The sequence below is a fragment of the Bacillus sp. BB081 genome, assembly GCF_008368895.1.
GTDB lineage: Bacteria > Bacillota > Bacilli > Bacillales > Bacillaceae_G > Bacillus_A > Bacillus_A wiedmannii.
This window is the reverse complement of the sequence record NZ_QOZX01000034.1, coordinates 49,418-76,016: the sequence shown is the minus strand read 5'-3', so window position 1 is coordinate 76,016 and position 26,599 is coordinate 49,418. Positions and strand designations below refer to the sequence as shown.

The following is a 26,599-nucleotide window of genomic DNA, read 5'->3' as shown; positions in this document are numbered from 1 at the left end:
ATTATTGTTGTTTCTCATATACATGATAATAGTACGTATACGGATTCTTTTCATCCGTTAAACCTTTTTCAACAAAAACTTCTTTCCAATTTGTCATATCCATTTCTGGAAAGAATGTATCACCTTCAAATGCGTAGTGGATTTTTGTTATATATAACTTGTCTACGTAAGGTAAAAAGAGATCATAAATTTGCGCTCCACCAAAAATAAAAATCTCCTCTTCATTTTTGCATAGTTCAAACACTTCCTCTACAGAATGTGCTACTTCACAACCTTCAACATGATACCCTTCATTACGAGTTACAATAATATTACGTCTTCCAGGCAGTGGTCTACCAATCGCTTCGTAGTTCTTTCTGCCCATAATAAGTGAATGGCCCATCGTTGTTTTCTTTACATACTGCAATTCACTTGGTAAACGCCAAGGCAAATTATTATCTTTGCCAATTACTCTATTCTCGTCCATTGCGACCATAAATGAAACAATCATTTTTTCATCTCCTCTACAATTATACTGCAACCGGTGCTTTAATTGCTGGGTGTGGATCATATCCTTCAATCGTTAAATCTTCCATTTCAAAATCGAATACAGATTTCACATCTGGATTTAATGTAAGTTTCGGGAATGGACGTGGTTCACGTGCCAATTGCTTTTCTACTTGTTCAAAATGATTCGTATAAATGTGTGCATCTCCAATTGTATGAACAAATTCTCCCACTTCAAGACCACATTCATGTGCAATTAAATGTGTTAGCAGTGAATAACTTGCAATGTTAAATGGAATTCCAAGGAATATGTCACCACTTCTTTGATATAGCTGACAAGAAAGTTTGCCATCTGCTACATAAAATTGGAATAGCGTATGACAAGGCGGTAATGCCATACTTGGTACATCTTCAGGATTCCAAGCAGAAACAATAAGGCGACGGGAGTCTGGCGTTTTTTTAATCATTTCAATTACATCTTTTAATTGATCAAGTGTCTCACCAGCTGTCGTTTTCCAAGCACGCCACTGCTTTCCGTATACGTCACCTAAATAACCATATTTATTTGAGAAATCATCATCTTCTAAAACGTTCTTTTTAAACAATTCCATTTGCTCATCGTACTGAACTTTAAATTCCTCATCTTGTTGTGAGCGAAGACCGAAATCAGTCATATCAGGACCAGTATACTCATCGCTTTCTACCCAGCTCTTAAATGCCCATTCATTCCAAATATTATTATTATGCTGCAATAAATAACGAATATTTGTATCACCTTTCATAAACCAAAGCAGTTCACTTGCTACAAGGCGAAACGGCACTCTCTTTGTCGTTAATAAAGGAAAACCTTTACTTAGATCAAAACGCATTTGATATCCAAATACAGATACAGTGCCTGTCCCTGTACGATCTTCTTTCTTCGTACCATGCTCCATTACATGGCGGCATAAATTTAAGTATTCATATTCAGCATGTTTCATATGTAGTAAAACCTTCTTTCAATCTTATATGAAATTTATCATAACATGAAAAACAGTGAATTAAATAATCCTAATGAATAAAAATATATTTCTATATAAACAGAATTCTACTTCAATATATTTTTACAAAATGTAAATTTATAATCACCTGATCCTAAATCCCTTCCAACGTCATGTTCTGCTTTCCAATTTGTTTCGTCTATCCGTAATGTAGCACTTGTATTAGGTGGTACAGAAATATATATAAAGGCTTGTTCCTTTTCTAACCGCCACTCAATCTTAATTTCTCCATAAGCTGTCTCACGTTTTACTTTAACCCATTCTATATTCGAATCAAAATGTGGTTGTACATAAAAATGTTTATATGCAGGTTTTGTCTCATCCATTTCTAATCCAATAATATATCGGTATATCCATTCAACAATAGAGCCATATGCGTAATGATTATAAGAATTCATGCTATCATTCCAAAGTGTTCCATCCTCTTTCACGCCATCCCAATGTTCCCAAATCGTTGTGGCACCTTTTTTCACTTGGTATAACCATGATGGATAATCTTCATAAAATAGAAGCTTACAAGCAAGGTCATGCCGGTTAAACTTGCTTAATATTAAATTCAAATACGGTGTTCCTATAAAACCTGTTGTTAAATGATTTTTATTTTCTTTTAATAGCTCAATTAAGCGATTAAATACTTTCTCATTCACATCATCTTTCACTAGTTCAAAAAGAAGTACTAATATGTGGGCTGTTTGTGTATTTGAAATTAACCTACCATTTGGTGTAACGAATTCATTTTGAAATGCTTGAACAATATTCCCATGTAACTCTGCATATAATTTAGCATCTGTATTTTCACCTAAAATCTCAGCAATCCTTCGTAAAAGCGATGTAGAATAGGCATAATAAGCTGTCGCAATAAAATGCTTGTCTGTTCCGCCTTCATATACATCTGGCTTCGTATCTAATGCGAGCCAATCCCCTAAATGATAGCCTGTATCCCATAAATACTCGTTCTCACCTTGTGAACGTATGTAATCTATATACTTCTTCATACTGTCATATTGTTCTTTTAAAATCGATACATCTCCGTAATGTAAATAATGAACCCACGGGCATATAATTGCTGCATCGCCCCAACCACCAGAAGTATGTAAATCAAAATCCGCTCTTTTCCCAAAAGCATCTGGAATAACTAAAGGCACAGCTCCATTAACATTTTGATCTAATGATAAATCTTGGAGCCACTTTTTAAAGAATAATTGTACATTCATAATTTGCGTAGCTGTCCCAATGAACATTTGTGCATCTCCGGTCCATCCAAGTCGATCATCTCGCTGCGGACAATCTGTTGGCACATCAAAAAAGTTCCCTCTTTGAGACCATTCCACATTATGATGAAGTTGATTGATTAATGGATTAGACGTTTCAAATTCAGTCGCTTTTTCCATATCCGTATGTAATACAACCCCTTCAAAATCTGCTATTTGAGGCGGCTGGGTTAATCCACTTATTTTCACATACCTAAAGCCTTGATATGTAAAATGAGGTTCAAACGTTTCCTCTTCTTCTCCTTTTGCTATATACACTATTTTTTGTTTTGCCTTTCGGAGATTTCCGGTGTAAAAACTACCGTCTTTATTCAATATTTCAGCATGATGCAATTCTATCTTTTGGCCAATATAAACATGACGGACTGTAAATTGAACCCAACCTACCATATTTTGCCCCATATCAATGAGCCATTCGTGATTCGGTAGTTTTGAAATAGAAATCGGTTTAATAATTTTCATTTTACGAATTGCTTCGTTTTCTTGCGCAACAATTATTTGTTTGGAATGCTCAATTACTTCAATATCTTCTAGCCCTTGCCCACTTTCTTCTATCCTAGCGTCGTAAACCTCCCCTTCATAAATTTCTGAATACAAAATTGGGCTTGGAGTTACCTTCCATGTTTCGTCTGTTACAATTTTTTCTTTCGTTCCATCTTCATACGTTATATGTACTTGAGCAATTATCACACGTCTTCTACCGTAATAATTACGTACATGATGCATGGTAAGTGGTCCCTTATACCAGCCATTACCTACCAGAGCCGAAATAGTATTGTGCTCACCCTTTAATAAATGCGTTATATCATACGTTTGATACAGTACTCTCTTATCATAACTTGTCCATCCAGGGGTAAAATAACAATCTCCAATGCGCTCTCCATTTATAGAAGCCTCGTATAATCCTAAACTTGTGATATATAAACGCGCTTTTTTAACTACTTTTTTAATAGTAAAATTTTTATTAAAGGACATAACTTGCGCTCGTTCTTTTTTCGCAGCAATCCAGTTTCCGCTCCAATTATCTTGTCCTTGTAACCCAGTCTCCCAAAATGCTACTTCTGACCAAGATGATTCTTCTCCGTAATTATCCCATACCTTTACCCGGTAAAAATAACGTGTTTCTGCTCTGTATGGAAATGAATTAATTGGTATATGTAAACTTTGATCTGTTTCTACTTTTCGCGAATCAAACATTATAATTTCAAAATCTCTATCTTTCGCAACCTGCAATTGATAAGCAAGTTGTTTTACATTTCGGTTACTCGACTCAAGCAGCCAACTCATTTTAACAACTTTTGAATCTATACCTATCGGATTTTTTTTATTATCGCAAAGCACTCTCTTTATTGTTAGCACACTTCTTCACCATCTTTTCTATATCTTAATTTAAATTAATTATAATAAAATTAAAATTCTAAATAAATAATAATTTTATTCATTCTTACAAAATTATTAACTTTCCAAATTTATAAAGGTTTTCATTTTCTATTACCGAAAGTATAGTGCGGTAGGATAAAATTTATATTTGGAGGTTAGAAGTATGTCTAAAATTGAAACTCCTGTTATGACTTCTTTACAAACAACGGTTGAAAAAATGATGAAGGATTTAAATGTTCCTGGCACTGCTATAGCTGTTATAAAAGATGGTGAAGTCATTATTTCAGAAGGATTTGGCTATCGTAATATAGAGACAAAAGAGGCTGTTACACCGAATACTCGGTTCGCAATCGGTTCCTCAACGAAAGCTTTTGGTACACTTTCATTAAGCTTATTAGCACAACAAAATAAGTTTAATTGGGATACTCCTGTCCAGACTTATATACCTAACTTCTCTTTATCTGAACTACTTGCTAGCTCACAAGTTACCGGACGAGATTTAGCTTCTCATCGAACTGGTGTAAGCCGTCATGAGGCTCTTTGGTATAGCTCTTCCTTATCTCGAAAAGATCTCGTTGAAAAAATAAAACATTTACCACTTGATGCTCCGTTTCGTACAGCATTTCTTTATAACAACTTAATGTATGCGACAATTAGTTATATTGTAGAAAACATTACGAATCAAACATGGGAACAATATGTTGCAGAACATATTTTAGAGCCTTTAAATATGGATCAAACAAACTTCTCTGTTACAGACTCACAAAATACAGATGATTATGCATTACCTTACGTTGAAAATGACGGTAAAATAAAAGAAGTTCCATTCCATAACATCGATACAGTCGGCGCTGCTGGGTGTATTAATTCTACAATTGAAGATATGGCAAATTGGGTCCTTCTTCACTTAAACGAAGGGAAATTTGGAGATCATGAATTAATCTCCTCTGAATTATTACAACAAATGTATACACCACATAATTCCATTCCAGATCAACCAGTTTTATCACTTCCGGAATCTCCATTAAATAGTTACGGTCTTGGTTGGTTTATTAGCGCTTACCGTGGTAATAAGGTAATTCATCATGGCGGTAATATTGATGGGTTTTCAGCACTGGTTTCATTCATACCAACAGAAAACATAGGCCTTGTTATTTTAACGAATGCTGGAGGCACATTACTACCTACTTATCTCGCTAATCAAATTTATGACGAACTACTTGAATTAGAATCCATTGATTGGCATAAACGTGCTGTAGAAGATACTGAAAAAATGAAGGAAATGATGAAAGAAGCAACTGAATCCATTCCTGAACAAATTGAAGGGACTACACCTTCTCACAAGTTAGAGGATTATACCGGTACTTTCGAGCATCCTGCATATGGAACATTACAAGTATACAAACGAGATGATTCGTTATTTGTACAATTTATGGAGATGGATATTCAATTAGCTCATCATCATTACGACATCTTCTCTGCAAAAGTTGATTTATTCCAAATGAAAATGAGTTTATTATTCGCTTATGAAATGAATGTAAGTGGTGAATTCCCATCCCTTCAGTTACATGTACCAGCTATGTTAAGTACGCAGCCGCTTGTATTTAAGAAAATTAAATAAATATTTTAATAGAGGGAAGATAACACTTCCCTCTATTCCCCTTTTCTCTATGCAAAAAAAGGATAATACGTAAAGGATACAGAATTCTATTATTCAACTAATTAAATTATCAGGAGGAAAAGCTGTGTATACAGAAATTTTCAAAGAAATTGTTTCGATCACTCATCACGATTATTCAGGTTGTATAGATAAGAAAGGATGGGACGATCCTACTACATATTTACAGACAGTCGAGAAACTAGAGAAACAAGGAGAACTAACACCAATACAATTTACTGAAATTGTACGTGATTACTTACTAGACTTTAAAGATAATCATATGTTTTTCAAAATGAACTCTAACAATCAACCACTTAACAGTGCTGGCTTCCAAGTGAAAAGATACGAAGACCGCCTATATATTACATCCACTTCACAAGAAATAAGAGTGAAAAAAGGGCAGTCTATTCTAGCATTAGATAATATGAAAATTCCTGAGCTATTAATAAAATATAAGAAATATTTAAATGAGAATACATATGAACGCGAAAAATGGGATTATGTTTTATTACAATCATCAACTTGTACACTTATAAATGAAGATGGCGTAATCGAAACCATTACTTTACAAAAGTATAAACAAAATGAATACACGCCTATTTATTCATTTAAACAGCATAATAAAGACACACTCTTAATTACTTTGACTGATTTCGCAAATACTGAAGCGATTAATAAATTATTAGACTCACACAAAAATGAGCTTAATTCTTTTCCGAACTTAATTATTGATGTGCGTTTGAATCGTGGTGGGAGTGATGATGCATTTTTTAAATTACTTCCTTACTTATTCGAAGACAAAGAGATCTCCCTTTTAGATTCTTCAGATACAATGCAATTAAATCATACAGAACGAAACTATCAATTACGTATGAAAGACATCGAAATGGAAGATTATGATTCTTTAGACGAACTTTCCAAATTATTCACAGATATATTTATTCAAGATTTAAAAAGGAATTATAAAAAAGGATTCGTTACATTTGATACTTCTGAGTTACCAAAAGAACTTCAATCATTAAAAATACACGGACGAAAATCACCTTGTAGAGTAGTTATATTAACAGATGTTACATGTGGAAGTTCTGGTGATTCTTTTGTAGAAGTTGCAAAAAAATCATTGAAAGTAAAAGTAATAGGTCGTCCTACTGCTGGTTTAAATGATTATTCTAATTTAGCGGTAATGGAATGGGCTGATACATTCGCACTTTACTACCCTACTTCACGGCTCTCTATTATAGATAAAGGCGAAGGAATGTCCGGAATTGGTATACAACCGCATATACATATCCCCTGGACTCCGGAACATATACAGGAAGATGTAGATTTAAAGTTAGTATTACAACTGCTTCAAAATGAAGAATGGTAAAAAAATAAAGGTAGATGTGAATCACACCTACCTTTCCTATTTCATAGCAATCTTTTCTGGCTGAAACCAGATTGGCTTTAATAACTCAAAGTTTTTATGATCCTCTAAAACGATAGTAAGGCGTTCTAACGTATCCTCTAACATATGCGGTGCTGCTCGTAAGGACCACACAACTGATGAGAAAACTGTCATGCCAACGTACACCGCATATAAGTTCCAGAACTCCTCTGGTATTCCCCCATTAAAGTAGCCTTCTATTTGTCCGATTGAATACGGAATACTAATGTCTCTTGCAAATAGTGCAATTTTTACGAAATCATGAAGCGGGTCACCCCAATCATAACCATTAAAATCAACAACACCTACATATTTCGCATCACGTACAATTATATTTTCTAAATGAAAATCATCGTGTTGAAATCGATTTGGGCGGTTCTTTAAATATATTTCATTTTCATCTATAAACTTTATGATTTTATCATCATTTTTTATTTTTATTCCACATGTTTTATATGCCTCTACATATTTTCGATGTTTTTCCATTGCTCTTTCATACCATGGAAGGATATCCTTAGGAGCTTCATATGTATGCATTTTTGCTAAATCTTTTCCTGCTTCTATACCAATATCATATTGTTCTTTTGGTGTATATGTAGGCAATAGCTTCTTCGCATCTTCCCCTTCTAAATATGAAAAAATGCCATAGCATAAACCTTCTTCTGCCAACAAACCCATTTCAATTGGTTTTTGTGCTTGCACACTACGGTTTTGCATTTCATTTAAAATTTGAAACTCTATTTTCTTTCTTTCATACTCTTTTATATCGCCTGTCCGTAATAAATATTTTTCGTTATTCGCACTCGTAATTATATATTTCTTATCCGGTGAGAAACCTTTGGAGATTTCTTCAATATTAACTGCATCTTTTACTATTTGTATATTGTTTTGCCACGCTGTAATTGTTTTCATTTTTATTCCCCTTGTATTTCTACATTTGATGTATACGCTACTTCTACAATAAACCCATTCGGATCGTAAAAAGAAATGGATTCCTCCAAATTTGCTACCCAAAATTCAATATGATGAATACCTGCTCAAAGTGTATTCATATTAAAAATACGCCCCTTGTACTACTTGTACAATTTCCATTGGTGTATTGACCATATAATCTGGTGCATCTTTTTTCACTGTTTCAATAACATCATATCCCCAAGATACCCATATTACATTCACCCCAGCCTTTTTACACGCTGCTACGTCTCGCTGTTCGTCACCGACGTATAACATATCTTTCTCTGTTATTTTTTTCGATTTTAAAAATCTTTTTATCATTTTATCTTTACCGAACAAATTTTTAGAACAATATACCTCTTGTATATTTTCTATATCATTATTGTGTAAAAATGCCCGAATATGCTCTTCTGAGTTAGAAGATATAACGGCAATTCCGTATCCTTTTTTATGCAGTTCATCTAATACATCCTTCATCCCATGAAACAAAATAAGATCTTTTATAGCGGGTTGATACAATTTATAAAACTCCAGCGCTAATATCGGTAGTTTATACAATGGTACATCAAGTTGTTTACATCTCTCTGGCATCGTTAATTTACGCAAATACTCAATTTTTTCTTCCCTTACCGTTTTATATCCGTGCTTTTCAGCAATTTGATTATAAATTGGTACAAATATATTTTGTGAATCTACTAATGTGCCATCAAAGTCAAAAACAATATATTTTTGCACTCCCATACCCCCTTACTTCTTTTTTCCTAAACCTATTTTATTCAACAATATAGTTGCCTTACCCTTCTATAAGCATAAAAAAGAACAAGATTTTCTCTTGTTCTTTTTAAGAAAGCCACTTTGGCGGTATATTCGTATTCCAATAAATATTCCCTAATTCATGGTGTCCTGAGTACCCATCATCAAAACGGTGATAGTGGAAATTAAAATAATAACCATCTTGCGGTGGATGATCTCTTCTTACATGAAATCGCAATAAGTCATTTCCTGATTTCGTGTCATACACATGAAAAATCTTTTCATTATTTCCGCCAGCTGGTCTTTGAGAAATCGCTAATGATTGCAATGACTCCTCTGGCACATCACTTGCAAGCTCAGCAATTGCCTCTTCAATTTTCGGTAATATTACATCTTTAAACTCATCTTCAATTACTGGACCAATTTTAGTGCCAAACTTTTGCATTGACTGCTTCTCTGCTTCTTGCATTGCGTACGTAATAAAAGTATCAGTGGTTAACCTGTCATTCGTTTCTTCATATGTATAGGACGTACTCTCCAAATTTTGTTGCCCAGCTGTGCTCGTAGGCTTGTCCGCAGCTTTGGCATTATCAAGCAATATGGAAGGAGGCGTCACTAAACCAAATGTAAATACGGTAATTAATGCGACTAAGGTTTTTCTAAACCAATTTGGCATGTATGTTCCCTCCCCTTTCACTCATTATGTTTTATATAACGGTTGTTCCTTCTATTATACAAAATGATTGTAATTTTTGCACTTTACAATTTTGTTAACGTTCACATATTTTTCACTTGAATATGAAATTGTAAGATTTCATACAATAAAAATACAACAATAATGAGGAGGAGATCCGATGACTTTAGATGTCATGTATTCCGCCGCAAGCATACTAGTTTTAGTATATTTTCTTTATCAATGTGTGACAGATTAGAAAAAGAGCCGTTTTTCGGCTCTTTTTCTATGGTAAGAATACAATCCAACCAATCCAGACTATAAAAATAATCCCGGCAATTACAGCTGGTAATAAATAAAAATGAGAAAGTATAACTATTCCATACAAAAGTATTACTGGAAGTAATAAATAGCGATCTGCCTTCCATCTTAACATTAGTAATTTGCCTTCATCACAATATAAATGAAGAAACATTTTTTTCGAAAATTCATTCCAATAATCACGCGCATATCGAGAAATTCCAACTAAAGCAAATGCAAGAATAATAGCTGCAATCCACCTCGGGCTCATAATAATACTGACAGTGCTTATACATACAATCTGAATATAAAATAATCGTGCACTACTTGTACGGAAAAATTCTTTCAAAAAGGATTCAACAATACGAGATTCCTTTTTCTTCCCTAAAAACTTTTTAGACCGCGGAAACATCCACGGTTTTTTATTCGAACTACTCGGTTTAGCCGCATGACCACCAACTTGCATAATTCCACTCGTCCAGCGCATACTTTCTTCTTTCTCTTTCTCAACTTCTTTAAAAAAGCAATTTTTATAATTCAATTTTTCTTTTATCAATACGATAATTAGAAAAACTGCTAGACCGATACATAGTATAGAATAAAATGGATTTTTATAAATAAGAAACAGACTCACTCCAAAAAAGGATAGACTTATTGAAAATATTACATTTTTGATAACCCATAGTAGCCATCGTTTCCCCATACGTACATGAATAAATCTCGTTAATAACGACAACATAAATCGAAATACAGTAAAGAATAGCCAAAATAATACGACTTGTACCTTCGTCACTCCAATACTTTTCAGCAACACTGGTAACATAGCAACTACTACCACTATATTCGTTATTGCTATTCGAATAAACGTATATGCCATGCCATACTGAATTAACTTTTGCATGTGAGCGGGATACGAAATTAAAAATAAACTATCCGCTTGTTCAAAAAATGAACGAACTCCTCTTGCATATGTAATCACATAAAATGCAAGTAGACCTAATCCGAAATAAACCGTCTCTCCCATCGATAGTTCTTCCATCCATAGTGAACGATAATAAATCCCTATAAATATAAGTGCTGGAATAATAATATATAGCGCAACCGTCCAATCAGTTACCGAACGTATAGACTTCCATTTCCGCCCCAGTTCATGGCGCAATCTTTTATAAAATTGTTGTTTAATCATGCTGTTCACGCCTTACGATTACATCAAAACAGTCCAATAATGAACTTCCTGGCATTTCTGCTAACGTTTGAATTGCCTCTAAATGGCCATCTGCGACTAATGTCCCTTTTGAGATGAGTAAAAATCTTTCGCAAATTCTTTCAGCAGTATCTAATACGTGCGTACAAAGCAGTATTCCTGCCCCACGTTCTTTTTCTTTATATAAATAACTTAAAAACTCTTTCGTAGCTACTGGATCTAAGCCGATAAAAGGTTCATCAATGATATAAAAATCCGGTTCTGTTAAGAAAGCTAATATAAGCATCGATTTTTGTTTCATACCTTTAGAAAACTTTGATAAATACTCATGTTTATGCTTATCCATTCGAAACATATGTAATAACTCTTTAGCTTTCTTTTCCCAGCTTCCTACTTTGTTCTCTCGTGCAGCCATTAATAATTCAATATGTTCCCAGAGCGTCAAATAATCATAATATGTCGGGTGTTCTGGCACGTATGCATAAGGATTTTTCTTTTCAACAAATGATATTTCACCATTCATATTTACTAGTAAACCGAGCATCGTTTTAATCGTCGTACTCTTCCCAGCACCATTTGCACCAATAAGTGCAACTAATTCACCTTTTTCAATCGAAAAGTCAATATCATGAATTGTCTTTTCCCCTAAATCATATCCTGCAGAGCGGATATTCACTTCTAACATACATTCCCCTTCTTTCCATTTCCAATACAAACAAGGAAAAGAATAACATATAACTATCTATATATCATTATAAGATATTTATTTTCCTAGCAGGAAAAAATATTTTTTAACAGAATACTAAATGTTTGATTACATTTTATTGGAGTGGATAATATGTCTTTTCAAATTCGTGAAGCGATAATAGACGATATAGATGCACTTTGCTCTTTGACGAAAGAATTAAAGGGCTCCTCTATTTCCTATGAAGATATGAACAACCGATTGCAATTCGTACAAATGAGTCCTTTTGATTTTTTATATGTTTATGAGGAAGAAGATACTATATTTGGATTACTTGGGTTTCGTATACGTGAAAATTTAGAAGATGTAACTCGGTATGGAGAAATTTCAATAATTAGCGTCGATTCTACAATACGACGAAAAGGCATTGGACAAGTGTTAATGGATTATGCAGAGCAATTAGCAAAGAAGCATAATTGCATTGGCACATGGCTAGTTAGTGGTACAAAAAGATTAGAAGCTCATCCTTTTTACAAAAAATTAGGATATGAAGTAAATGGCTATCGATTTGTAAAACATTTTTAAACTACTTTTTAATTGAAAGGACTATAACTATGACAAACATTCAAGCTATTTTTATTGATCGTGACGGTACAATTGGTGGTGATACTACAATACATTATCCAGGCTCTTTTACATTATTTCCTTTTACACAAGCAGCCTTACAAAAACTAAAAGCTAAAAACATAAAAATTTTCTCCTTTACAAATCAGCCAGGTATCGCAGATGGGATAGCGACTGTAGCTGATTTTGTACAGGAATTAAAAGGATTCGGCTTTGATGATATTTACGTATGTCCTCACAAACACGGTGATGGTTGTGAATGCCGGAAACCAAGTACAGGTATGTTGCTGCAAGCAGCGAAGAAACATGGGCTTGATTTAACACAATGTGCTGTAGTTGGTGATCGCTGGACTGATATCGTTGCAGGAGCAAAAGTAAACGCGACAACAATTTTAGTACGAACAGGCGCTGGCTATGATGCTTTACATACACACCGAGACAAATGGGCTCATATTGAACCAAATTACATTGCAGAAAACTTTGAAGATGCAATAAATTGGGTTTTAAATCAACTATAATACAGATTAAAAAAGACGTTTTCACAATAACGATTATCTCTCAAATATCCATTTTCAGCGTATAATCGCTGCGCTGATAAATTATCAATCTCTGTTTGTAATTTTACACCTTTCGCACCATTTTTTAAGGCAAATTCTTTCGCAGCTTCTAATAATTTTTTTCCTGTTCCTGCTCCGCGCTTAGCAGCTTGTACAAATAAATCATTTAAAATCCATAATTCTTTCATCGAAATGGAAGAAAATGATGGATATAATTGTGTGAAGCCAATATATTCACCGTCTTCAACTGCCACAAAAATAACGGATTCTTTTCTCTCGATTCGATTTTGCAAATATACTTTTGCTCCTTCTATATCGGAATCTTGTCTATAAAACATACGATAGTTATTAAAAACTGATGCTAGTCCATCTAAATCTGCAATTGTTGCCTCATATATTCTCATTTTACTCCATTCCCCTTCCAATACTCTCTCATTATATCCGTTGCCCATTTAGGCTGTACAATTTCTTCTTTCGGCATAAACCCTTTCATTATCGGCTTTATATCCAATATAGGGGTGCCATCAATAGCATCTAATCCCTCAACAATAATTGATTTACCTTCTCTTTTGATCACCTTTACAATTGTGGTTCCTATGCGATTCGGACGATTTTTCCCGCGCTGTGCAAAAATGCCTACTTTAGGATAATCATTATTATTTCTAGGATGTCTAGCAAAATATTGAATTTGTTCATCAGTTACTTTATGAAAATAAAAAACAACTTCAATATGAGAAAAATCTTCAATCCCTTGTATACTTTCCTCTGTATATATTTCAGTTAAAGTAATATAGGATCTTACTTCTCCCCACTCATCATCTTTTATTTGCTTTCTTTCATTATGTACAAATGCGATTGGTTGAACTGAAAACATACGCATTCCCCCTTAAATGTAACCACTTACATTATATAGTATTTTCAGAATGTTTTCCACAAACACGAACTAGATTACATAATATAATTATGATCTATTTCGTAAAGCGAAATTAACTGCTTCAACTGCATGTATATGAGTTGTGTCGAATATCGGAACTGATACGTCTTCCTGCTTTATTAATAATCCTATTTCTGTACAACCTAATATAATTCCTTGGGCCCCTTCTTGTACTAGCTCTTCTATAACTCTTTTATAATACTCTCTAGATTGAGATGTTATCTTTCCTAAACATAATTCTGTATATATTACTTCATTTATCTTTTCTCTATCCTTTTCTGATGGAACCATTACTTTTATACGATTCTCTTCTATGCGTAATTTATAAAAGTCTTGCTCCATTGTATATTTAGTTCCAAGTAAACCAACCATTTGAATATCTTTCCTTTTAATTTCTTTCGCAGTTGCATCAGCGATATGTAAGACTGGAATATGAATATTCTCCTTTATTTTCTCAACTACTTTATGCATTGTATTTGTGCAAATAATTATAAAATCTGCTCCTCCCCTCTGTAACGAATATGCCGCATTTCCTAATATTTCTCCTGCTCCATTCCAATTTCCGTTAGACTGGAATCGTTCAATCTCTTCAAAGTCCACACTATTAATCATACATTTTGCTGAATGTAATCCTCCCAATCTCTCTTTTATTTCTTCATTTATGATTCGATAATATTCAGAAGTTGATTCCCAACTCATACCACCAATTAAACCTATTGTTTTCATTACACCAACACCCACCTTATACTGTTTTTTAAAACTAATCACAACATTTTATTATGTATATTATACACAATAAAACAAGACTTTACGTTTATAATATAAAGTCTTGTTTTAACTATTTCCAAGGAAATTTTATAAGAATATTCTGAAATTAATTTTCTGATGTTTTTATAAAATCTTCATATTGATAATGAAAACATTCTCGATACAACTGTTTAATTTCATCATTTGATGGCACACGTGGATTATTTGCTGGACTTCCACTTTCAATTGCATCTGATGCCATTTTAGAAATAGCTGTTTCAAATTCAACTTCACAAATTCCGTATTTTTTTAAATTTGGGATACGAAGATCAAAACAAAGTTTTTTTATTTCCCTCAGCGTGTAGTCGGCTACTTCTTCATCACAATAGGAATACAAATCTTTATTTAAACAACGACCAATATCCGCTAGTCTTTTTACTGCACTAACTTTTGTATATTCTAAAACTGTAGGTAATAGTATTGCATTCGATATACCATGTGGTACATGAAATAATGCTCCTACCGGCCTTGACATTGCATGAACTAACGTAACAGATGCATTGGAAAATGCGATTCCAGCTTGTAAGGAAGCAATCATCATCGCTTCTCTTGCCTCCATATTCTCTCCATCTTCATATGCAATACGTAAATATTTCATAATACTTTCAATAGCGGAAAGAGCTAGTACATCGGTAAGCGATTGTGAAACTTTAGAAATATATGCTTCGACTGCATGACATAATGCATCTATCCCTGTTGCTGCTGTAATATGAGGTGGTACTGAACGCGTTAAAATTGGGTCAATAATCGCTACTTGTGGGGTAAAACTCGGATGTTTCATCATCATTTTTACATCTGTTCGTTTATTCGTAATTACTGCTACACTTGTTACTTCCGACCCAGTACCAGAAGTTGTTGGGATTGCAATTAGTGGTAGCGGATTATTGTCTATTTCCATATCCTTTTGAACATAATCTTCCACTTCTCCACCATTTGTATATAATACCGCAACTGCTTTCGCTGCATCAATACAACTTCCACCACCAATACCAATAATAAAATCACACTTTCCTTCTTTACAAATAGATAACGCTTCTAACACGTGTATATTGGTAGGTTCAGCATTTACTTTATTATATGTAATAACAGTAATACCTTTCGTATTTAATTGTTGTATACACCTCTCAACATATCCTAAATTCTCCATAATTGTATCAGTAACTATAAACGCTCTTTTCCCCAACTTCTTAGATTGTTCCCCCAGCTTTTCAAGCGAATTTCTTCCATATAATACAGACTTCGGCATACGAAACTCAGCAACTTCTTGCAAGTACTCCACCCCTTCTTACCCTAATTAATATTTTAGTTTATAAAATATAGACTTAATAAATTCCTGTTACTGTATAGAATGTAATAACTAAAAATACAGCAACCGTTTTCAAAATTGTAATGGCAAAAATATCTTTATACGACTGTTTATGTGTTAAACCTGTTACTGTAAGAATAGTAATAATAGCCCCGTTATGTGGTAATGTATCCATTCCTCCCGATGCCATTGACACGATACGATGCATTACTTCTAATGGAATATCAAATTGATTGGCCGCTGCAATAAACTTATCTCCCATCGCACTTAAAACAATTCCCATTCCTCCTGATGCAGAGCCTGTAATTCCAGCTAAAATATTCGTCGTGACTGCTCCATTCACTAGAGGATTTGTGAATGTGGCAGAAATACCATCTCTCATAATCGCGAATCCTGGAAGTGCTGCGATGACACCACCGAATCCAAACTCAGCTCCTGTATTCATTGTTGCAAGTAACGCTCCACCAATACTTGTATTCAATCCAGCTTGAAACCCTGTTACTACTCGTTTCCAATATAATAATAACGTTGTTACAATACCTATAATAAGTGCCAATTCTACTGACCAAATTCCAACTACTGCACTTAATTCTACTTTTCCAAATGCTTTCATACCAATTGCAGAAAAATCAAAACCATTCGGATACCACTTCGGTATCATAATAGTGAAAACTTTATTCATTACACCTACTAAAATAAGTGGTATAAAAGCAATCACTTGTTGAACTCTTGTAATTTCAATGCTTTTCAGTAATGGCATATCTTTTTGTTCTACTTGCACTTGCAAAGAAGCTGCCATTTCAGTATCCCCATCGTTAAAACCAAAATACCCTTCTCCTGCCGCCTTTGCCTTCTTACGTCTACTCTCTAAATATAGTAATCCTAACGTGAGTACAAAAATTGCCCCTACAATACCAAGTATCGGTGCAGCATAAATGTCCGTTTTAAAAAAGGTTGTAGGTATTACGTTTTGAATTTGTGGTGATCCAGGTAGCGCATCCATTGTAAACGTGACCGCTCCAAGTACAATCGTTCCAGGGATTAAACGCTTCGGAATATTCGCTTGTCGAAACAGCTTAGCTGCGAACGGATATACAGCAAACACTACTACGTACACACTAACGCCACTATACGTTAAGATAGCACCCATTAATACAATCGCTAAAATCGTACGTTTTTCACCAACTAACTCTATAATTGTCTTTGCAATCGAGTCTGCAATTCCTGACATTTCTACTACTTTTCCAAATATTGCCCCAAGTAAAAATACAGGGAAATATAGTTTAATAAAACCTACCATTTTCTCCATAAAGATATTCGAAAAGAAAGGTAATACAAAACTAGGCTCTGTCAAAAATACCGCAAATAATGCAAATATCGGTGCAAATAAAATAACAGAAAACCCTCTATATGCTACAAACATTAGTAAACTAAGTGCTAATAATATAATAACTAGCTCCAATTATACCCCTCCTTTAAACAGAAAATTCAAACTTTTATAAATAAACTTCTACTAATCTTTTGATTCTGACATCCCTCCTCTTATTCATACAAATTTTTCATGCTAAAAATGTCTAATTATACATATTCGATTACATATGAAAAATCCCTTTAAGCAGAAACGATTTCATCGTCATACATTATAAAGGGATTGTTAGTCTCAATATTTACTTCTTTATCAAACTATTTTCTAAACAAAAATGATGTAGTTCGTTTACATCGTTTACTATATGAGTCGCACCAACTTCAGTCAATTCTGTTTTACTACCATATCCATATAAAACGCCGATTGAAGCAATTTCATTATTATTCGCACCGATTATATCGTGCTTTCTATCTCCAATCATAACAATTTCTTCTTTATTTAGGCCTTCATTTGTTTGTAAAATATGAGCAATGATTTCTTCTTTTTTTATTCTCGTACCATCTAAATTACTTCCAATTATACCTTCGAAATAATTCGTTAGTTGGAAATGATCTAGTACTTGTTTTGCAAATACAGTAGGTTTTGAAGTTGCTATAAATAAACGATTTCCGGTATCTTTTAATTGTTTTAAGAGATTTGGAATACCCTCGTAAACATTATTTTCTACCAATCCACGCTGCTTTACATACTCTCTGAAATAAAAAACAGCTCGTTCAACTTCTCCTTCGTTCATATTGTATCTCTCTACGAATGATTGCTGGATGGGTGGACCAATAAATGAATCTAACTCGCTTACATGTAATTCTTCAATTCCAACCTTTTTTAATGCATATAATACTGAATTTATAATTCCTTCTTTCGGATCCGTCAATGTTCCATCTAGGTCAAATAGAAATGTTGTGTACAAATTTAATCCCCCGCTCCTATTTACTTTACATATTATATAGAAGGCTTTTTCATGCCTACCTTTTACTATACTACCATTATTTATCTTTTCGGAAATTTCTTCTTCTATGTCACATACGTTCAGTTACAAAATGTAATAGATATGATAAAGTAAAAAAGTTACAATTAACTAAATAGAAACTGGTGAACTAAATGTCAATTACCTTAATATTTATTCTGGCTTTCACAATTATTATCCACGCAGTCGAAACAAGTTCCTATAGTATTCGATTAGCCGGTGTTCGTTTAAAAAAGATTGTCGTTGCCTTATCCGTCGTAGGGATGGTACTGCTTATTTCAAGAACATCTAACTTACTACAAGCCTTTTTAATTGGCGGGATTGTCGATGAAGCAAAACTAGATTCTTCTATTGATTTAGAGCATATTATACGGCTCGTTCTATTATCTGCCTCTGTCGGTACACTGCTTGCGATTATTCTGTATCCAACTTTGACAAAACTATTTGGATATGTCATTCGAAACTTTGAAACAGACGGTTCTTTCATTCGAATGATGAAAACAAATAACATTCAAAAATTAAAGTATACAAAAAAATATGTACGATTTCCAAAATTAGAAATGATTCATAGACTACGTATTGGTGGTATTCCAAAACGTATTATGCTTATTAACATGTTTGCTACTGCAATTTATACAGCTGGTGTTCTTTCAGCCCTTTACGCTTCTTTTTTAAATCCAGATTATGCAACAAATGCAAGTACAGCTTCTGGACTTGTGAATGGTTTTGCTACTATTTTATTAACAGTGTTACTCGATCCACGTATTGCACTTTTAACAGAACGTGCTTTACAATCAGAAAATGGCGTTGAATCTATGAGTAAAATGTATGGTTGGCTAATGATATCTAGACTTCTCGGTACATTATTAGCACAGCTACTATTTGTACCAGGTGCTTACTGGATTTTATGGATTATTGAACTGATGCATTAATTTACTAGAAAGGTAGATTTATCAATGAATATAAAAACAGAGCAAGATATAATTCGCTTAATAGAAAACGACGAATGGATGATGGATATATTACAAATGGCAAAATCACTAGAGCTACCAGATTGGTGGATTTGCGCCGGATTTGTTCGCTCTAAAATTTGGGATACTTTACATGACTACGAAATACGAACGGCTACACCAGATATTGATGTCATTTATTTTGATCAATTACATACAGATGAGGTATATGAGCAATCACTAGAGAAAGCACTGGTAAATATGGATGCTTCTATACCTTGGTCGGTAAAAAATCAAGCTCGTATGCATGTAGTGAATAATATGCCACCGTATTCTTCTTCCGTTGATGCTATTTCTAGGTTTCCTGAAACAGCGACCGCTTTAGGAGTTACGCTTGACGAACTAAACAACGTCATATTAACAGCCCCATGTGGTATTGAAGATGTTCTTTCCTTACAAGTGAGGCCAACAGCTCATTTTCTTGAAACAAAAGAACGTATTCTTATGTACAAAAATAGAGTCCATAAAAAGAATTGGCAAATCAAATGGCCTAGTATTACAATCACTTATCCCAAAATCTAAAATAAGGAGCTTCGTATTATACGAAGCTCCTTATTTTATTTCAAAAACTGAATGACTATTTCAGCAAATCTATCTGCTTCTTCATAATGCGGTGTATGACCACTCTCTTCGAATACAATACAATCCCCATTTTGAGCATCTTTATTAAACGTTTCAATTTGTTTTTCACACGTTACTACATCATGTTTTCCTACAATTAATAACATTGGATTTTGTATATCTTTTATTTTTCGTAATAATGAAGTATGAACTGTTCCTTCTAATTTTAATCTATCAAAATGAATTTTGGAGCGATTTGAAAATATTTCCCACTCTTCATCACTATATAAACTCTCATCTGTCTCATCTTCCTTATAATTGTAAATCTCCATTCTTTTTTCTTTTAATTCATCGCTTAATCTTATATAGGCTTCTAGCAACTCTTCTGAAGTAGCATTGCTAGATGAATAAGTAAGGGATTCTTCTGCTACTTCTTCTTTTCCATACTTTTTTAATAAATGCCCTGTCTTTTGTAACAAAGCTTTACTTGTTAATGCAAAATCGAAAGTTGACGCTTCAAATATGATTTTCTCTATTGAACTTGGATATATCGACGCATATAACAATGCTACATATCCACCGAAAGAATGTCCAATGACAGACCATTTCTCAATTTGTAATACTTTTTTTAGTTCCTCACAGTCTTCAATCAAATCATGTAATCCAAAAGCTTCGTCCTCAGTAATTTCTTCTGAGCGACAAACACCTCTTTGATCTATCATTATTACATATAAAGAATCTTTTAAACGTTCCGCTTGATGAAATGAAAAATCATAGCAACTTTCTCCTGGTCCACCATGCAAGTATAGGACTGGTTTATTTTTAAGATTTCCATACGTTTCAACGTATAGCTTTTTCCCTCTAATGTTCATGTATTTCCCTGTTCCCATCAAATTCGCCTTTATAATCATCACCTTCTTTTTTTCTAAATATTATAACATCCTAGATTAAATAATCCCTATTACATTTAAAAAGACGATGATTATTGCAAGTGGCGCTACAAATCGAAGTAAAAACGCCCAACAAGTAAATACTTTCTTTCCATAATTTCCACCTACAAAAAACTCTGCTTCTAGCACCTTCTTTTCCATTTTGAATGAAACGAAAATACTAATAAATAGTGCTCCAAGTGGCATTAATATATTACTAGATAAGAAGTCTACTGCATCAAAAATATTCTTTCCGAAAATCGTAATATCACTCCATATTCCAAATGATAACGCGGATGGTATACCTACTAAGAAAATGCCGAAACCGATTATCCATGATAATTTCGTTCTCTTTTCTTGTTCACCATTTGCTAATGCTGAAACAACTGTCTCTAGTAGAGAAAATGCCGATGTTAATGTTGCAAATGTAAATAGTGCAAGAAATACTGTTAAGAACAACCCACCGAATGGAATTTGACTAAATACAGATGGTAATACGATAAATAGTAATCCAGGCCCTTCTGTCGGCTCCATTCCTAATGAAAATACGGCCGGAAAGATAGCAAGACCTGCAAATAATGAAACAAATAAATTCAATCCAACAATTGTAACTGCTGATTTTGGTAAACTTTCTTTTTTATTTAAATACGAGCTATAGGTAACCATAATCGAAATCCCGATACTAATCGCAAAAAATGATTGTCCCATCGCGAATAAAATACTTTCTGAAGTAATCTTTGAGAAGTCTGGTTGTAAGAAAAACTTCACACCTTGTATTGCATTATCAAGTGTTAATGAACGAATAATAAGAGCAACAAATAAAACAAACAATGCTGGCAACATATATTTACTTGCTTTTTCAATTCCATTTTGTACACCCTTTGATACAACCCAAATCGTAATGAACATAAAAGTGAAATGTCCCATAATCGCCCAAGCGGGATTTCCAATTGTTTCAGTAAATAATGCTCCATAATTTTGTCCCGGAGTAATAAGTTGTCCCGTTACTCCTCTGAATAAATAAATTAACACCCATCCACCTACAACACTATAAAACGAAAGTAGTATAAAACATGTTCCAACGCCAAGGCGTCCAATCCAGTGCCATCCTGTATTAGGTGCGATACTTTTAAATGCTCCAACTGCTTGTTTCTGCGTACTGCGTCCAATCATAAATTCAGCTATAAGTAGTGGTAGTCCAATTAATACAGTAAATAATATAAAGATTAAAAAGAATGCTCCTCCCCCACTCTTCCCAGCGATATAAGGAAACTTCCATATTGCGCCAAGTCCAATTGCTGATCCTGCTGCAGCCATTATAAAACCTAATTTCGAAGTCCATTGCTCCGTCTGTTTCATCTTATTTTCCTCCTAATTAAATTACTTTATATAAATAATTAAATTTTATAAACCAATCCAAATAAACCCTCCATTTCTATTTCCATAAAATAAAAAATGGCTCAACGTCTCTATATAAAGAGACGCTAAGCCATTTACTTAACGCGGTACCACCCTTATTGATTCCATTATGAATCCACCTTAGTAGTAATCGTTTGATTACAAACCTAATATCGAAGGTTAACCGTTAAGATTTACTAAGAATGTGATTCCGTTCCACCTTACTGCTCCTAGGCGAGTTCAGGATGTTATTTGACTATGTCACACCAACCCATAGCTCTCTGTACAAATATACGACCTTACTACTCCTATTCAACACATTTTAATATTTAGAATATATTTTCTTTTGAAATTAATATGAAGTATATCGGTTATATTTATAACTGTCAAGGGATATATTAAAATTTGATGAGAAAATGCGGAATTTTCTTCCCCTATTATTAAGGGATAAGTCTAGTACAGTCCCTTGGAAAAGCACTCGCCTCTCGTACATTTGTTAATTCTAATAGTTTGTATACAACTCTCTCTAATCCAATTCCAAAACCACCATGCGGGGGACAACCGTATCGGAATGTATTTAAATAAGATTGAAATGTATCTGGATGTAATCCTTTTTCTTTAAAAGAAGCAAGTAACATTTCATAATCATGAATTCGCTGTGCCCCTGATGTTATTTCTAATCCCTTATATAATAAGTCAAATGAATCAGTAATAGATGAATTCTCTTTATTCGGCATCGTATACATTGGCCTAGCTTCTTTCGGATAATGTGTAATGAAAACTAACTCACTCTTATATGTTTCCTTCACATACTTGCCTAGTAGCTTTTCACCTTCTGTATCTAAATCCCCAATTGGCGACTCTTTCCGGTATTTATTTTTCAAAATTTCTTGCGCTTGTAACAATGTAATTTTCGGTATTTCTGTAATAACAGGTACTTCTATTTGTAATAGTTGTAGTTCTTTTTCACAGTTTTTTGCTACTTGTTGAAACATATATCGTAAAACATCCGTTTCTAATTGCATCACTTCATAAAAATCATGAATAAATCCAAGTTCTACGTCTAACGATATATATTCATTCAAATGACGGGAAGAATTATGATGTTCCGCTCTGTAAACAGGTGCAACTTCAAAAACACGTTCTAACCCTCCAGCTACCATCATCTGTTTATAAAACTGTGGTGATTGTGCTAAATAAGCTTCTTTTTGAAAGTATGGAAGCTTAAAAACATTCGCTCCTCCTTCTGCCCCTTGCGAAACAATTTTCGGAGTAAATATACGTGTGAAATCGTTCTCTATAAGAAATTCACTAAAGCTCTGAACGAGTGTAGATTTCACTTTAAATATCGCCGCGGTTCTCTCATGTCTTAATGATAATACCCGCTCATTCAGTAGTTGATCTAAACCAACTTGTAACTTCTTTTTATTTATTTCAAACGGAAGTGGTTCTGCGCCATTTAATATTTTCACTTCGTGAGCAAGCACTTCGACACCTAACTCTGTTTTCGAAGTCTCAACAATTTCACCAACGACTTGAACGACACTTTCCACATCTACTTTAAATCCAGCTAACTCATTTTCTAATACACATTGCATAACTCCCGATCGATCCCTAATTAATAAAAAACTAACATTACCTAGATGACGAATCTTTTTTACCCATCCTTGAAGTAATACAACCTTGCCGCCTTGCTCCGTACATTCTTTTGTGAGTGAACGCTTCATTATTGACCCCATTATTTTTCCCTCCATTAATTTTATATTTATTTACATTATTGTTGTCATCGTCATCATCCACGGTCACTCACCTCCTTTCAAAGAATACAAAAATCCGCCCCTATAAATAGGGACGGATTTTTCCGCGGTACCACCCAAATTGTCATAATGACCATCTTAGCCCTGATAACGGTAGGTACCGTTTGCTTTTACTAATTATCACGTTCAAAGCAACACTCACAGGTGTCCTTCCATCATGCGGTATCGCAATCTTCTCAGCAACCGATTGCTCTCTGTAGACCTTTGCATCATGTACTTTTCCTGATCCTCACTTTTTATATTTACAGAGTATTCTATCTCTTTGTTTTATAAAACGCAAGCCTTTTTAAATATATTTTGATTTTTCATATCCAATTTTGTACAATCTCCTCTAAAGCCATTCCACGTGAGCCTTTCAATAATATGATATCCATTTTCGTTATAACTTTTAATACTTCTTCTGCTATCTTGGCTTTACTATTAAATGACTGTACTTTTCCTATATCATATTTCTTTCTCGCTTCTTCCGCTACAATTTCAGCTAACTCTCCATAAGTGAATACATATTGAATGCTCTCTTCATTTAACATTTTACCAATTTCTCTATGATATGTTTCAGCATTCTCCCCTAACTCCAACATATCCCCAATTACTATCATTTTTTTCTTATAGGCATTTAATGTCTGTAACGTTTCAATTGCGGCCTTCATTGAAGAGGGACTGGCATTCCATGCATCGTTAATAATTGTAAAACCTGTTTTAGCAGTTAAAAATTGAAAGCGCATATGAGTAATATTTACTTGCCGTAGTGCTTCCTGTATTTTTTCTGTAGGGACATTATAATATTGACCTACGGCGATTCCGACAATCGCATTTAAAATACTATGTTTTCCATGCAAGGGAACATCGTACTGTATTTTTGAATCATTTAATTTAAAATGAACACCATATTCATCTAATTGCACGTTTGTTGGAAACAAATCATTTGTATACTTTTCACCAAATGCCTTACAATTTATACTCGATAGATTCTTATTTTTCAAAAGCAACGGTTCATCACCATTATACAAACATAATCCTTCATCTTTTAATCCATCAATAATTTCTAATTTAGCCTTCGCAATTTCTTCTTTTGATCCAAGCGTCTCTAAGTGAGAATGGCCAATCATTGTAATGATCACTACATCTGGCTGTGCTATTATTGATAAGTTTCGAATTTGTCCTTTTTCACTCATCCCCATTTCAAGAATTAAAAACTCTGTATCTCGTTTCATTTCTAAAATAGTTAATGGCAAACCGATTTGACTATTAAAGTTTCCCTTTGTTTTATGCACACGATGAGTTGTACTTAAAATCGTGCTTATTATATCTTTTACCGTTGTCTTGCCATTACTACCTGTAATTCCAATTACTTTTACATTTAGCTCTTTCCGATAAAATTGTGCCAATTGTTGCAAGGCAAACAAAGTGTCATCTACAAATATAATCGGCATCCCTTTTGGCAGAGTGCCGTAAGACTTTTTCCATAAGGAAGCGACAGCTCCATTATCGAATGCCTCTTTCACATAATCATGTCCATCTTTCACCCTAATGATTGGAACAAATACATTTCCTTCTTTAATGCTTTTGGAATCTATACAGACACCATATATCTCTATGTGATAAAACGATTCTTGTAACCCTTCACCACCTACTATCTCTTCAAGTTTTTTCAAATTCATTTGAATCAAATCATCACCCTTTTTCCATTTTATTACATAATTTCTGTTTCATTTACGCATATTGATAAAGTGAAACTTTAATCAGTGGGGATTTTGTTCCTCCCCACTGATTATCAGCCCTCACCAATCGGGCTTTTACGGGCAGTTGATCCCCCACCTAACTTCTTTGCTTTCCCTGAATTTTGAGGTGGAGGTTCTTACTGCCCGTTAATGCGGGATAAAAATTTTATAGCGAGGTGTTTATATGAAAAAAGCGATTAGTTTCTTTCTTCTTTTGTTATGCCTAATTGCAGTGAATGAAACATACGCCTATTCACCAAAATCTTTACCAATCTCCCAAAACTCTGATCAATGGAAAGTGAATATTGATGAACCGAAGAACATAGATAAAAATATGCTTCAAGCTAAAGAAGATGAATTTAAAACATATCAATTTTCAGTAAAAAATGTTGGTAACAGTGAAGTATATAACGTACAAGTCGAAGTATTCCGCAACGAGCCAAAAACGAAAACGAAATATGAACTTTTCTCACGAAAGGAAAGTCGCTTAGCAAGTGGAAAAACTGGATTTGAACATACTAATTTTCCAGTTGCCACAAAAGCAGATGAAGTTGATGTAATCATTACTTGGCAAGAACACCCTTTCCGCTCTATGAGAAACGGTCAAAAAGTTGAGTCTAGAAAATTTAAAGAGCATTTTGTTTTTAAAGACGAAAAAAACAACTAGAATGCGGATGAATTTACATTAGCATTCATATAGCTTACTTTACTAG

25 protein-coding genes, 1 pseudogene and 2 other annotated features are annotated in these 26,599 nt (G+C 33.9%); of the genes and pseudogenes, 7 read left to right on the top strand and 19 right to left on the bottom strand.

The annotated features are described in order from the left end of the window. Position 1: 1 nt before the first annotated feature. The 3 genes from DN394_RS15900 to DN394_RS15890 form a co-directional block, all read right to left on the bottom strand. Complete coding sequence (locus tag DN394_RS15900; RefSeq protein WP_000637215.1) at positions 2-490, bottom strand: dihydrofolate reductase; 489 nt, start codon at positions 488-490, stop codon at positions 2-4. Positions 491-509: 19 nt separating this feature from the next. Then, positions 510-1,466 carry a thymidylate synthase gene (locus tag DN394_RS15895; RefSeq protein WP_002085878.1) on the bottom strand — a complete coding sequence of 319 codons (957 nt, stop codon included), beginning with the start codon at positions 1,464-1,466 and terminating at the stop codon, positions 510-512. Between the two features lie 107 nt (positions 1,467-1,573). After that, on the bottom strand, positions 1,574-4,156 hold the full coding sequence (locus DN394_RS15890) for an alpha-L-rhamnosidase (protein ID WP_098705026.1): 2,583 nt from the start codon (positions 4,154-4,156) through the stop codon (positions 1,574-1,576). 184 nt (positions 4,157-4,340) lie between these two features. On the opposite strand from DN394_RS15890, the gene DN394_RS15885 reads away from it, so the two are divergent. Both DN394_RS15885 and DN394_RS15880 read left to right on the top strand, forming a co-directional pair. Continuing rightward, positions 4,341-5,798, top strand: coding sequence for a serine hydrolase (locus tag DN394_RS15885; RefSeq protein ID WP_087982543.1), 1,458 nt, complete (start codon positions 4,341-4,343; stop codon positions 5,796-5,798). 124 nt (positions 5,799-5,922) lie between these two features. Continuing rightward, a complete protein-coding gene (locus tag DN394_RS15880; protein WP_098705025.1) occupies positions 5,923-7,206 on the top strand; it encodes a S41 family peptidase in 1,284 nt (427 codons plus the stop codon). 36 nt (positions 7,207-7,242) lie between these two features. On the opposite strand, the gene DN394_RS15875 is transcribed toward DN394_RS15880, so the two are convergent. From DN394_RS15875 to DN394_RS15850, 6 genes and pseudogenes are all read right to left on the bottom strand, one after another. Then, positions 7,243-8,175, bottom strand: coding sequence for an aminoglycoside phosphotransferase family protein (locus DN394_RS15875; protein WP_046959304.1), 933 nt, complete (start codon positions 8,173-8,175; stop codon positions 7,243-7,245). Between the two features lie 26 nt (positions 8,176-8,201). Next, positions 8,202-8,294: pseudogene (locus DN394_RS29815) on the bottom strand (aminoglycoside phosphotransferase); the annotation flags it as partial. Positions 8,295-8,316: 22 nt separating this feature from the next. Continuing rightward, positions 8,317-8,952 carry an HAD family hydrolase gene (locus tag DN394_RS15865; protein WP_141520969.1) on the bottom strand — a complete coding sequence of 212 codons (636 nt, stop codon included), beginning with the start codon at positions 8,950-8,952 and terminating at the stop codon, positions 8,317-8,319. Positions 8,953-9,058: 106 nt separating this feature from the next. Then, on the bottom strand, positions 9,059-9,646 hold the full coding sequence (locus DN394_RS15860; protein ID WP_001134418.1) for a YpjP family protein: 588 nt from the start codon (positions 9,644-9,646) through the stop codon (positions 9,059-9,061). Between the two features lie 283 nt (positions 9,647-9,929). Beyond that, the gene (locus tag DN394_RS15855) at positions 9,930-11,129 is read right to left on the bottom strand and encodes an ABC transporter permease (RefSeq protein WP_046959303.1); all 1,200 of its coding nucleotides are present in this window, start codon (positions 11,127-11,129) and stop codon (positions 9,930-9,932) included. Beyond that, positions 11,122-11,832, bottom strand: coding sequence for an ABC transporter ATP-binding protein (locus DN394_RS15850; protein ID WP_097915950.1), 711 nt, complete (start codon positions 11,830-11,832; stop codon positions 11,122-11,124). The genes DN394_RS15855 and DN394_RS15850 overlap by 8 nt, the downstream gene beginning before the upstream one ends. 153 nt (positions 11,833-11,985) lie before the next feature. Between DN394_RS15850 and DN394_RS15845 the strand changes: the two genes are divergently transcribed. Beyond that, the gene (locus DN394_RS15845) at positions 11,986-12,417 is read left to right on the top strand and encodes a GNAT family N-acetyltransferase (protein WP_097915948.1); all 432 of its coding nucleotides are present in this window, start codon (positions 11,986-11,988) and stop codon (positions 12,415-12,417) included. A 29-nt stretch (positions 12,418-12,446) separates the two neighbouring features. Then, entirely contained in the window at positions 12,447-12,974 is a 528-nt protein-coding gene (locus DN394_RS15840) for an HAD-IIIA family hydrolase (RefSeq protein ID WP_046959301.1), read from the top strand. On the opposite strand, the gene DN394_RS15835 is transcribed toward DN394_RS15840, so the two are convergent. The 6 genes from DN394_RS15835 to DN394_RS15810 form a co-directional block, all read right to left on the bottom strand. Beyond that, positions 12,965-13,417, bottom strand: coding sequence for a GNAT family N-acetyltransferase (locus tag DN394_RS15835; protein ID WP_149293961.1), 453 nt, complete (start codon positions 13,415-13,417; stop codon positions 12,965-12,967). The two genes, DN394_RS15840 and DN394_RS15835, sit on opposite strands and share 10 nt — an antisense overlap. Beyond that, positions 13,414-13,887, bottom strand: coding sequence for an SAM-dependent methyltransferase (locus tag DN394_RS15830; RefSeq protein ID WP_046959299.1), 474 nt, complete (start codon positions 13,885-13,887; stop codon positions 13,414-13,416). Before DN394_RS15830 ends, DN394_RS15835 begins: the two co-directional genes overlap by 4 nt. Positions 13,888-13,974: 87 nt before the next feature. Beyond that, entirely contained in the window at positions 13,975-14,673 is a 699-nt protein-coding gene (locus DN394_RS15825; RefSeq protein ID WP_046959298.1) for an aspartate/glutamate racemase family protein, read from the bottom strand. 148 nt (positions 14,674-14,821) lie between these two features. Further along, a complete protein-coding gene (gene eutG, locus DN394_RS15820; protein WP_141474953.1) occupies positions 14,822-16,024 on the bottom strand; it encodes an alcohol dehydrogenase EutG in 1,203 nt (400 codons plus the stop codon). 52 nt (positions 16,025-16,076) lie between these two features. Further along, positions 16,077-17,522 carry a GntP family permease gene (locus DN394_RS15815; protein WP_097993982.1) on the bottom strand — a complete coding sequence of 482 codons (1,446 nt, stop codon included), beginning with the start codon at positions 17,520-17,522 and terminating at the stop codon, positions 16,077-16,079. Between the two features lie 205 nt (positions 17,523-17,727). Continuing rightward, a complete protein-coding gene (locus tag DN394_RS15810) occupies positions 17,728-18,393 on the bottom strand; it encodes an HAD family hydrolase (protein WP_097993981.1) in 666 nt (221 codons plus the stop codon). A 191-nt stretch (positions 18,394-18,584) separates the two neighbouring features. Between DN394_RS15810 and DN394_RS15805 the strand changes: the two genes are divergently transcribed. Then, entirely contained in the window at positions 18,585-19,382 is a 798-nt protein-coding gene (locus DN394_RS15805; RefSeq protein ID WP_087982567.1) for a lipid II flippase Amj family protein, read from the top strand. Between the two features lie 24 nt (positions 19,383-19,406). Continuing rightward, positions 19,407-19,982 (top strand): nucleotidyltransferase family protein, encoded by a 576-nt coding sequence (locus DN394_RS15800; protein WP_097993979.1) that lies wholly within the window; start codon positions 19,407-19,409, stop codon positions 19,980-19,982. A gap of 35 nt (positions 19,983-20,017) precedes the next feature. On the opposite strand, the gene DN394_RS15795 is transcribed toward DN394_RS15800, so the two are convergent. The 4 genes from DN394_RS15795 to DN394_RS15780 all read right to left on the bottom strand — a co-directional run bounded on the left by DN394_RS15795 (position 20,018) and on the right by DN394_RS15780 (position 25,826). Beyond that, on the bottom strand, positions 20,018-20,932 hold the full coding sequence (locus tag DN394_RS15795; RefSeq protein ID WP_097993977.1) for an alpha/beta fold hydrolase: 915 nt from the start codon (positions 20,930-20,932) through the stop codon (positions 20,018-20,020). A 36-nt stretch (positions 20,933-20,968) separates the two neighbouring features. Then, positions 20,969-22,309 (bottom strand): sodium-dependent transporter, encoded by a 1,341-nt coding sequence (locus tag DN394_RS15790; RefSeq protein WP_088092678.1) that lies wholly within the window; start codon positions 22,307-22,309, stop codon positions 20,969-20,971. Between the two features lie 115 nt (positions 22,310-22,424). Beyond that, positions 22,425-22,673: a binding site (T-box leader), on the bottom strand. Positions 22,674-22,788: 115 nt separating this feature from the next. Continuing rightward, positions 22,789-24,087, bottom strand: coding sequence for an aspartate--tRNA(Asn) ligase (gene aspS, locus DN394_RS15785; RefSeq protein WP_097993975.1), 1,299 nt, complete (start codon positions 24,085-24,087; stop codon positions 22,789-22,791). 105 nt (positions 24,088-24,192) lie between these two features. Further along, positions 24,193-24,404 (bottom strand) — a binding site (T-box leader). A 66-nt stretch (positions 24,405-24,470) separates the two neighbouring features. Beyond that, a complete protein-coding gene (locus DN394_RS15780) occupies positions 24,471-25,826 on the bottom strand; it encodes a UDP-N-acetylmuramoyl-tripeptide--D-alanyl-D-alanine ligase (protein ID WP_141550992.1) in 1,356 nt (451 codons plus the stop codon). Positions 25,827-26,070: 244 nt separating this feature from the next. On the opposite strand from DN394_RS15780, the gene DN394_RS15775 reads away from it, so the two are divergent. Next, positions 26,071-26,553, top strand: coding sequence for a hypothetical protein (locus DN394_RS15775; protein ID WP_000709311.1), 483 nt, complete (start codon positions 26,071-26,073; stop codon positions 26,551-26,553). The last annotated feature ends 46 nt before the right edge of the window (positions 26,554-26,599 follow it).

What these genes read in the sequence shown, in the direction of transcription:
- DN394_RS15900 (WP_000637215.1), bottom strand. Translation starts at nt 490, where the DNA reads ATGATTGTTTCATTTATGGTCGCAATGGACGAGAATAGAGTAATTGGC.
- DN394_RS15895 (WP_002085878.1), bottom strand. Translation starts at nt 1,466, where the DNA reads ATGAAACATGCTGAATATGAATACTTAAATTTATGCCGCCATGTAATG.
- DN394_RS15885 (WP_087982543.1), top strand. Translation starts at nt 4,341, where the DNA reads ATGTCTAAAATTGAAACTCCTGTTATGACTTCTTTACAAACAACGGTT.
- DN394_RS15875 (WP_046959304.1), bottom strand. Translation starts at nt 8,175, where the DNA reads ATGAAAACAATTACAGCGTGGCAAAACAATATACAAATAGTAAAAGAT.
- DN394_RS15860 (WP_001134418.1), bottom strand. Translation starts at nt 9,646, where the DNA reads ATGCCAAATTGGTTTAGAAAAACCTTAGTCGCATTAATTACCGTATTT.
- DN394_RS15855 (WP_046959303.1), bottom strand. Translation starts at nt 11,129, where the DNA reads ATGATTAAACAACAATTTTATAAAAGATTGCGCCATGAACTGGGGCGG.
- DN394_RS15850 (WP_097915950.1), bottom strand. Translation starts at nt 11,832, where the DNA reads ATGTTAGAAGTGAATATCCGCTCTGCAGGATATGATTTAGGGGAAAAG.
- DN394_RS15845 (WP_097915948.1), top strand. Translation starts at nt 11,986, where the DNA reads ATGTCTTTTCAAATTCGTGAAGCGATAATAGACGATATAGATGCACTT.
- DN394_RS15840 (WP_046959301.1), top strand. Translation starts at nt 12,447, where the DNA reads ATGACAAACATTCAAGCTATTTTTATTGATCGTGACGGTACAATTGGT.
- DN394_RS15835 (WP_149293961.1), bottom strand. Translation starts at nt 13,417, where the DNA reads ATGAGAATATATGAGGCAACAATTGCAGATTTAGATGGACTAGCATCA.
- DN394_RS15830 (WP_046959299.1), bottom strand. Translation starts at nt 13,887, where the DNA reads ATGTTTTCAGTTCAACCAATCGCATTTGTACATAATGAAAGAAAGCAA.
- DN394_RS15825 (WP_046959298.1), bottom strand. Translation starts at nt 14,673, where the DNA reads ATGAAAACAATAGGTTTAATTGGTGGTATGAGTTGGGAATCAACTTCT.
- DN394_RS15805 (WP_087982567.1), top strand. Translation starts at nt 18,585, where the DNA reads ATGTCAATTACCTTAATATTTATTCTGGCTTTCACAATTATTATCCAC.
- DN394_RS15800 (WP_097993979.1), top strand. Translation starts at nt 19,407, where the DNA reads ATGAATATAAAAACAGAGCAAGATATAATTCGCTTAATAGAAAACGAC.
- DN394_RS15795 (WP_097993977.1), bottom strand. Translation starts at nt 20,932, where the DNA reads ATGATTATAAAGGCGAATTTGATGGGAACAGGGAAATACATGAACATT.
- DN394_RS15790 (WP_088092678.1), bottom strand. Translation starts at nt 22,309, where the DNA reads ATGAAACAGACGGAGCAATGGACTTCGAAATTAGGTTTTATAATGGCT.
- aspS (WP_097993975.1), bottom strand. Translation starts at nt 24,087, where the DNA reads ATGGGGTCAATAATGAAGCGTTCACTCACAAAAGAATGTACGGAGCAA.
- DN394_RS15780 (WP_141550992.1), bottom strand. Translation starts at nt 25,826, where the DNA reads ATGAATTTGAAAAAACTTGAAGAGATAGTAGGTGGTGAAGGGTTACAA.
- DN394_RS15775 (WP_000709311.1), top strand. Translation starts at nt 26,071, where the DNA reads ATGAAAAAAGCGATTAGTTTCTTTCTTCTTTTGTTATGCCTAATTGCA.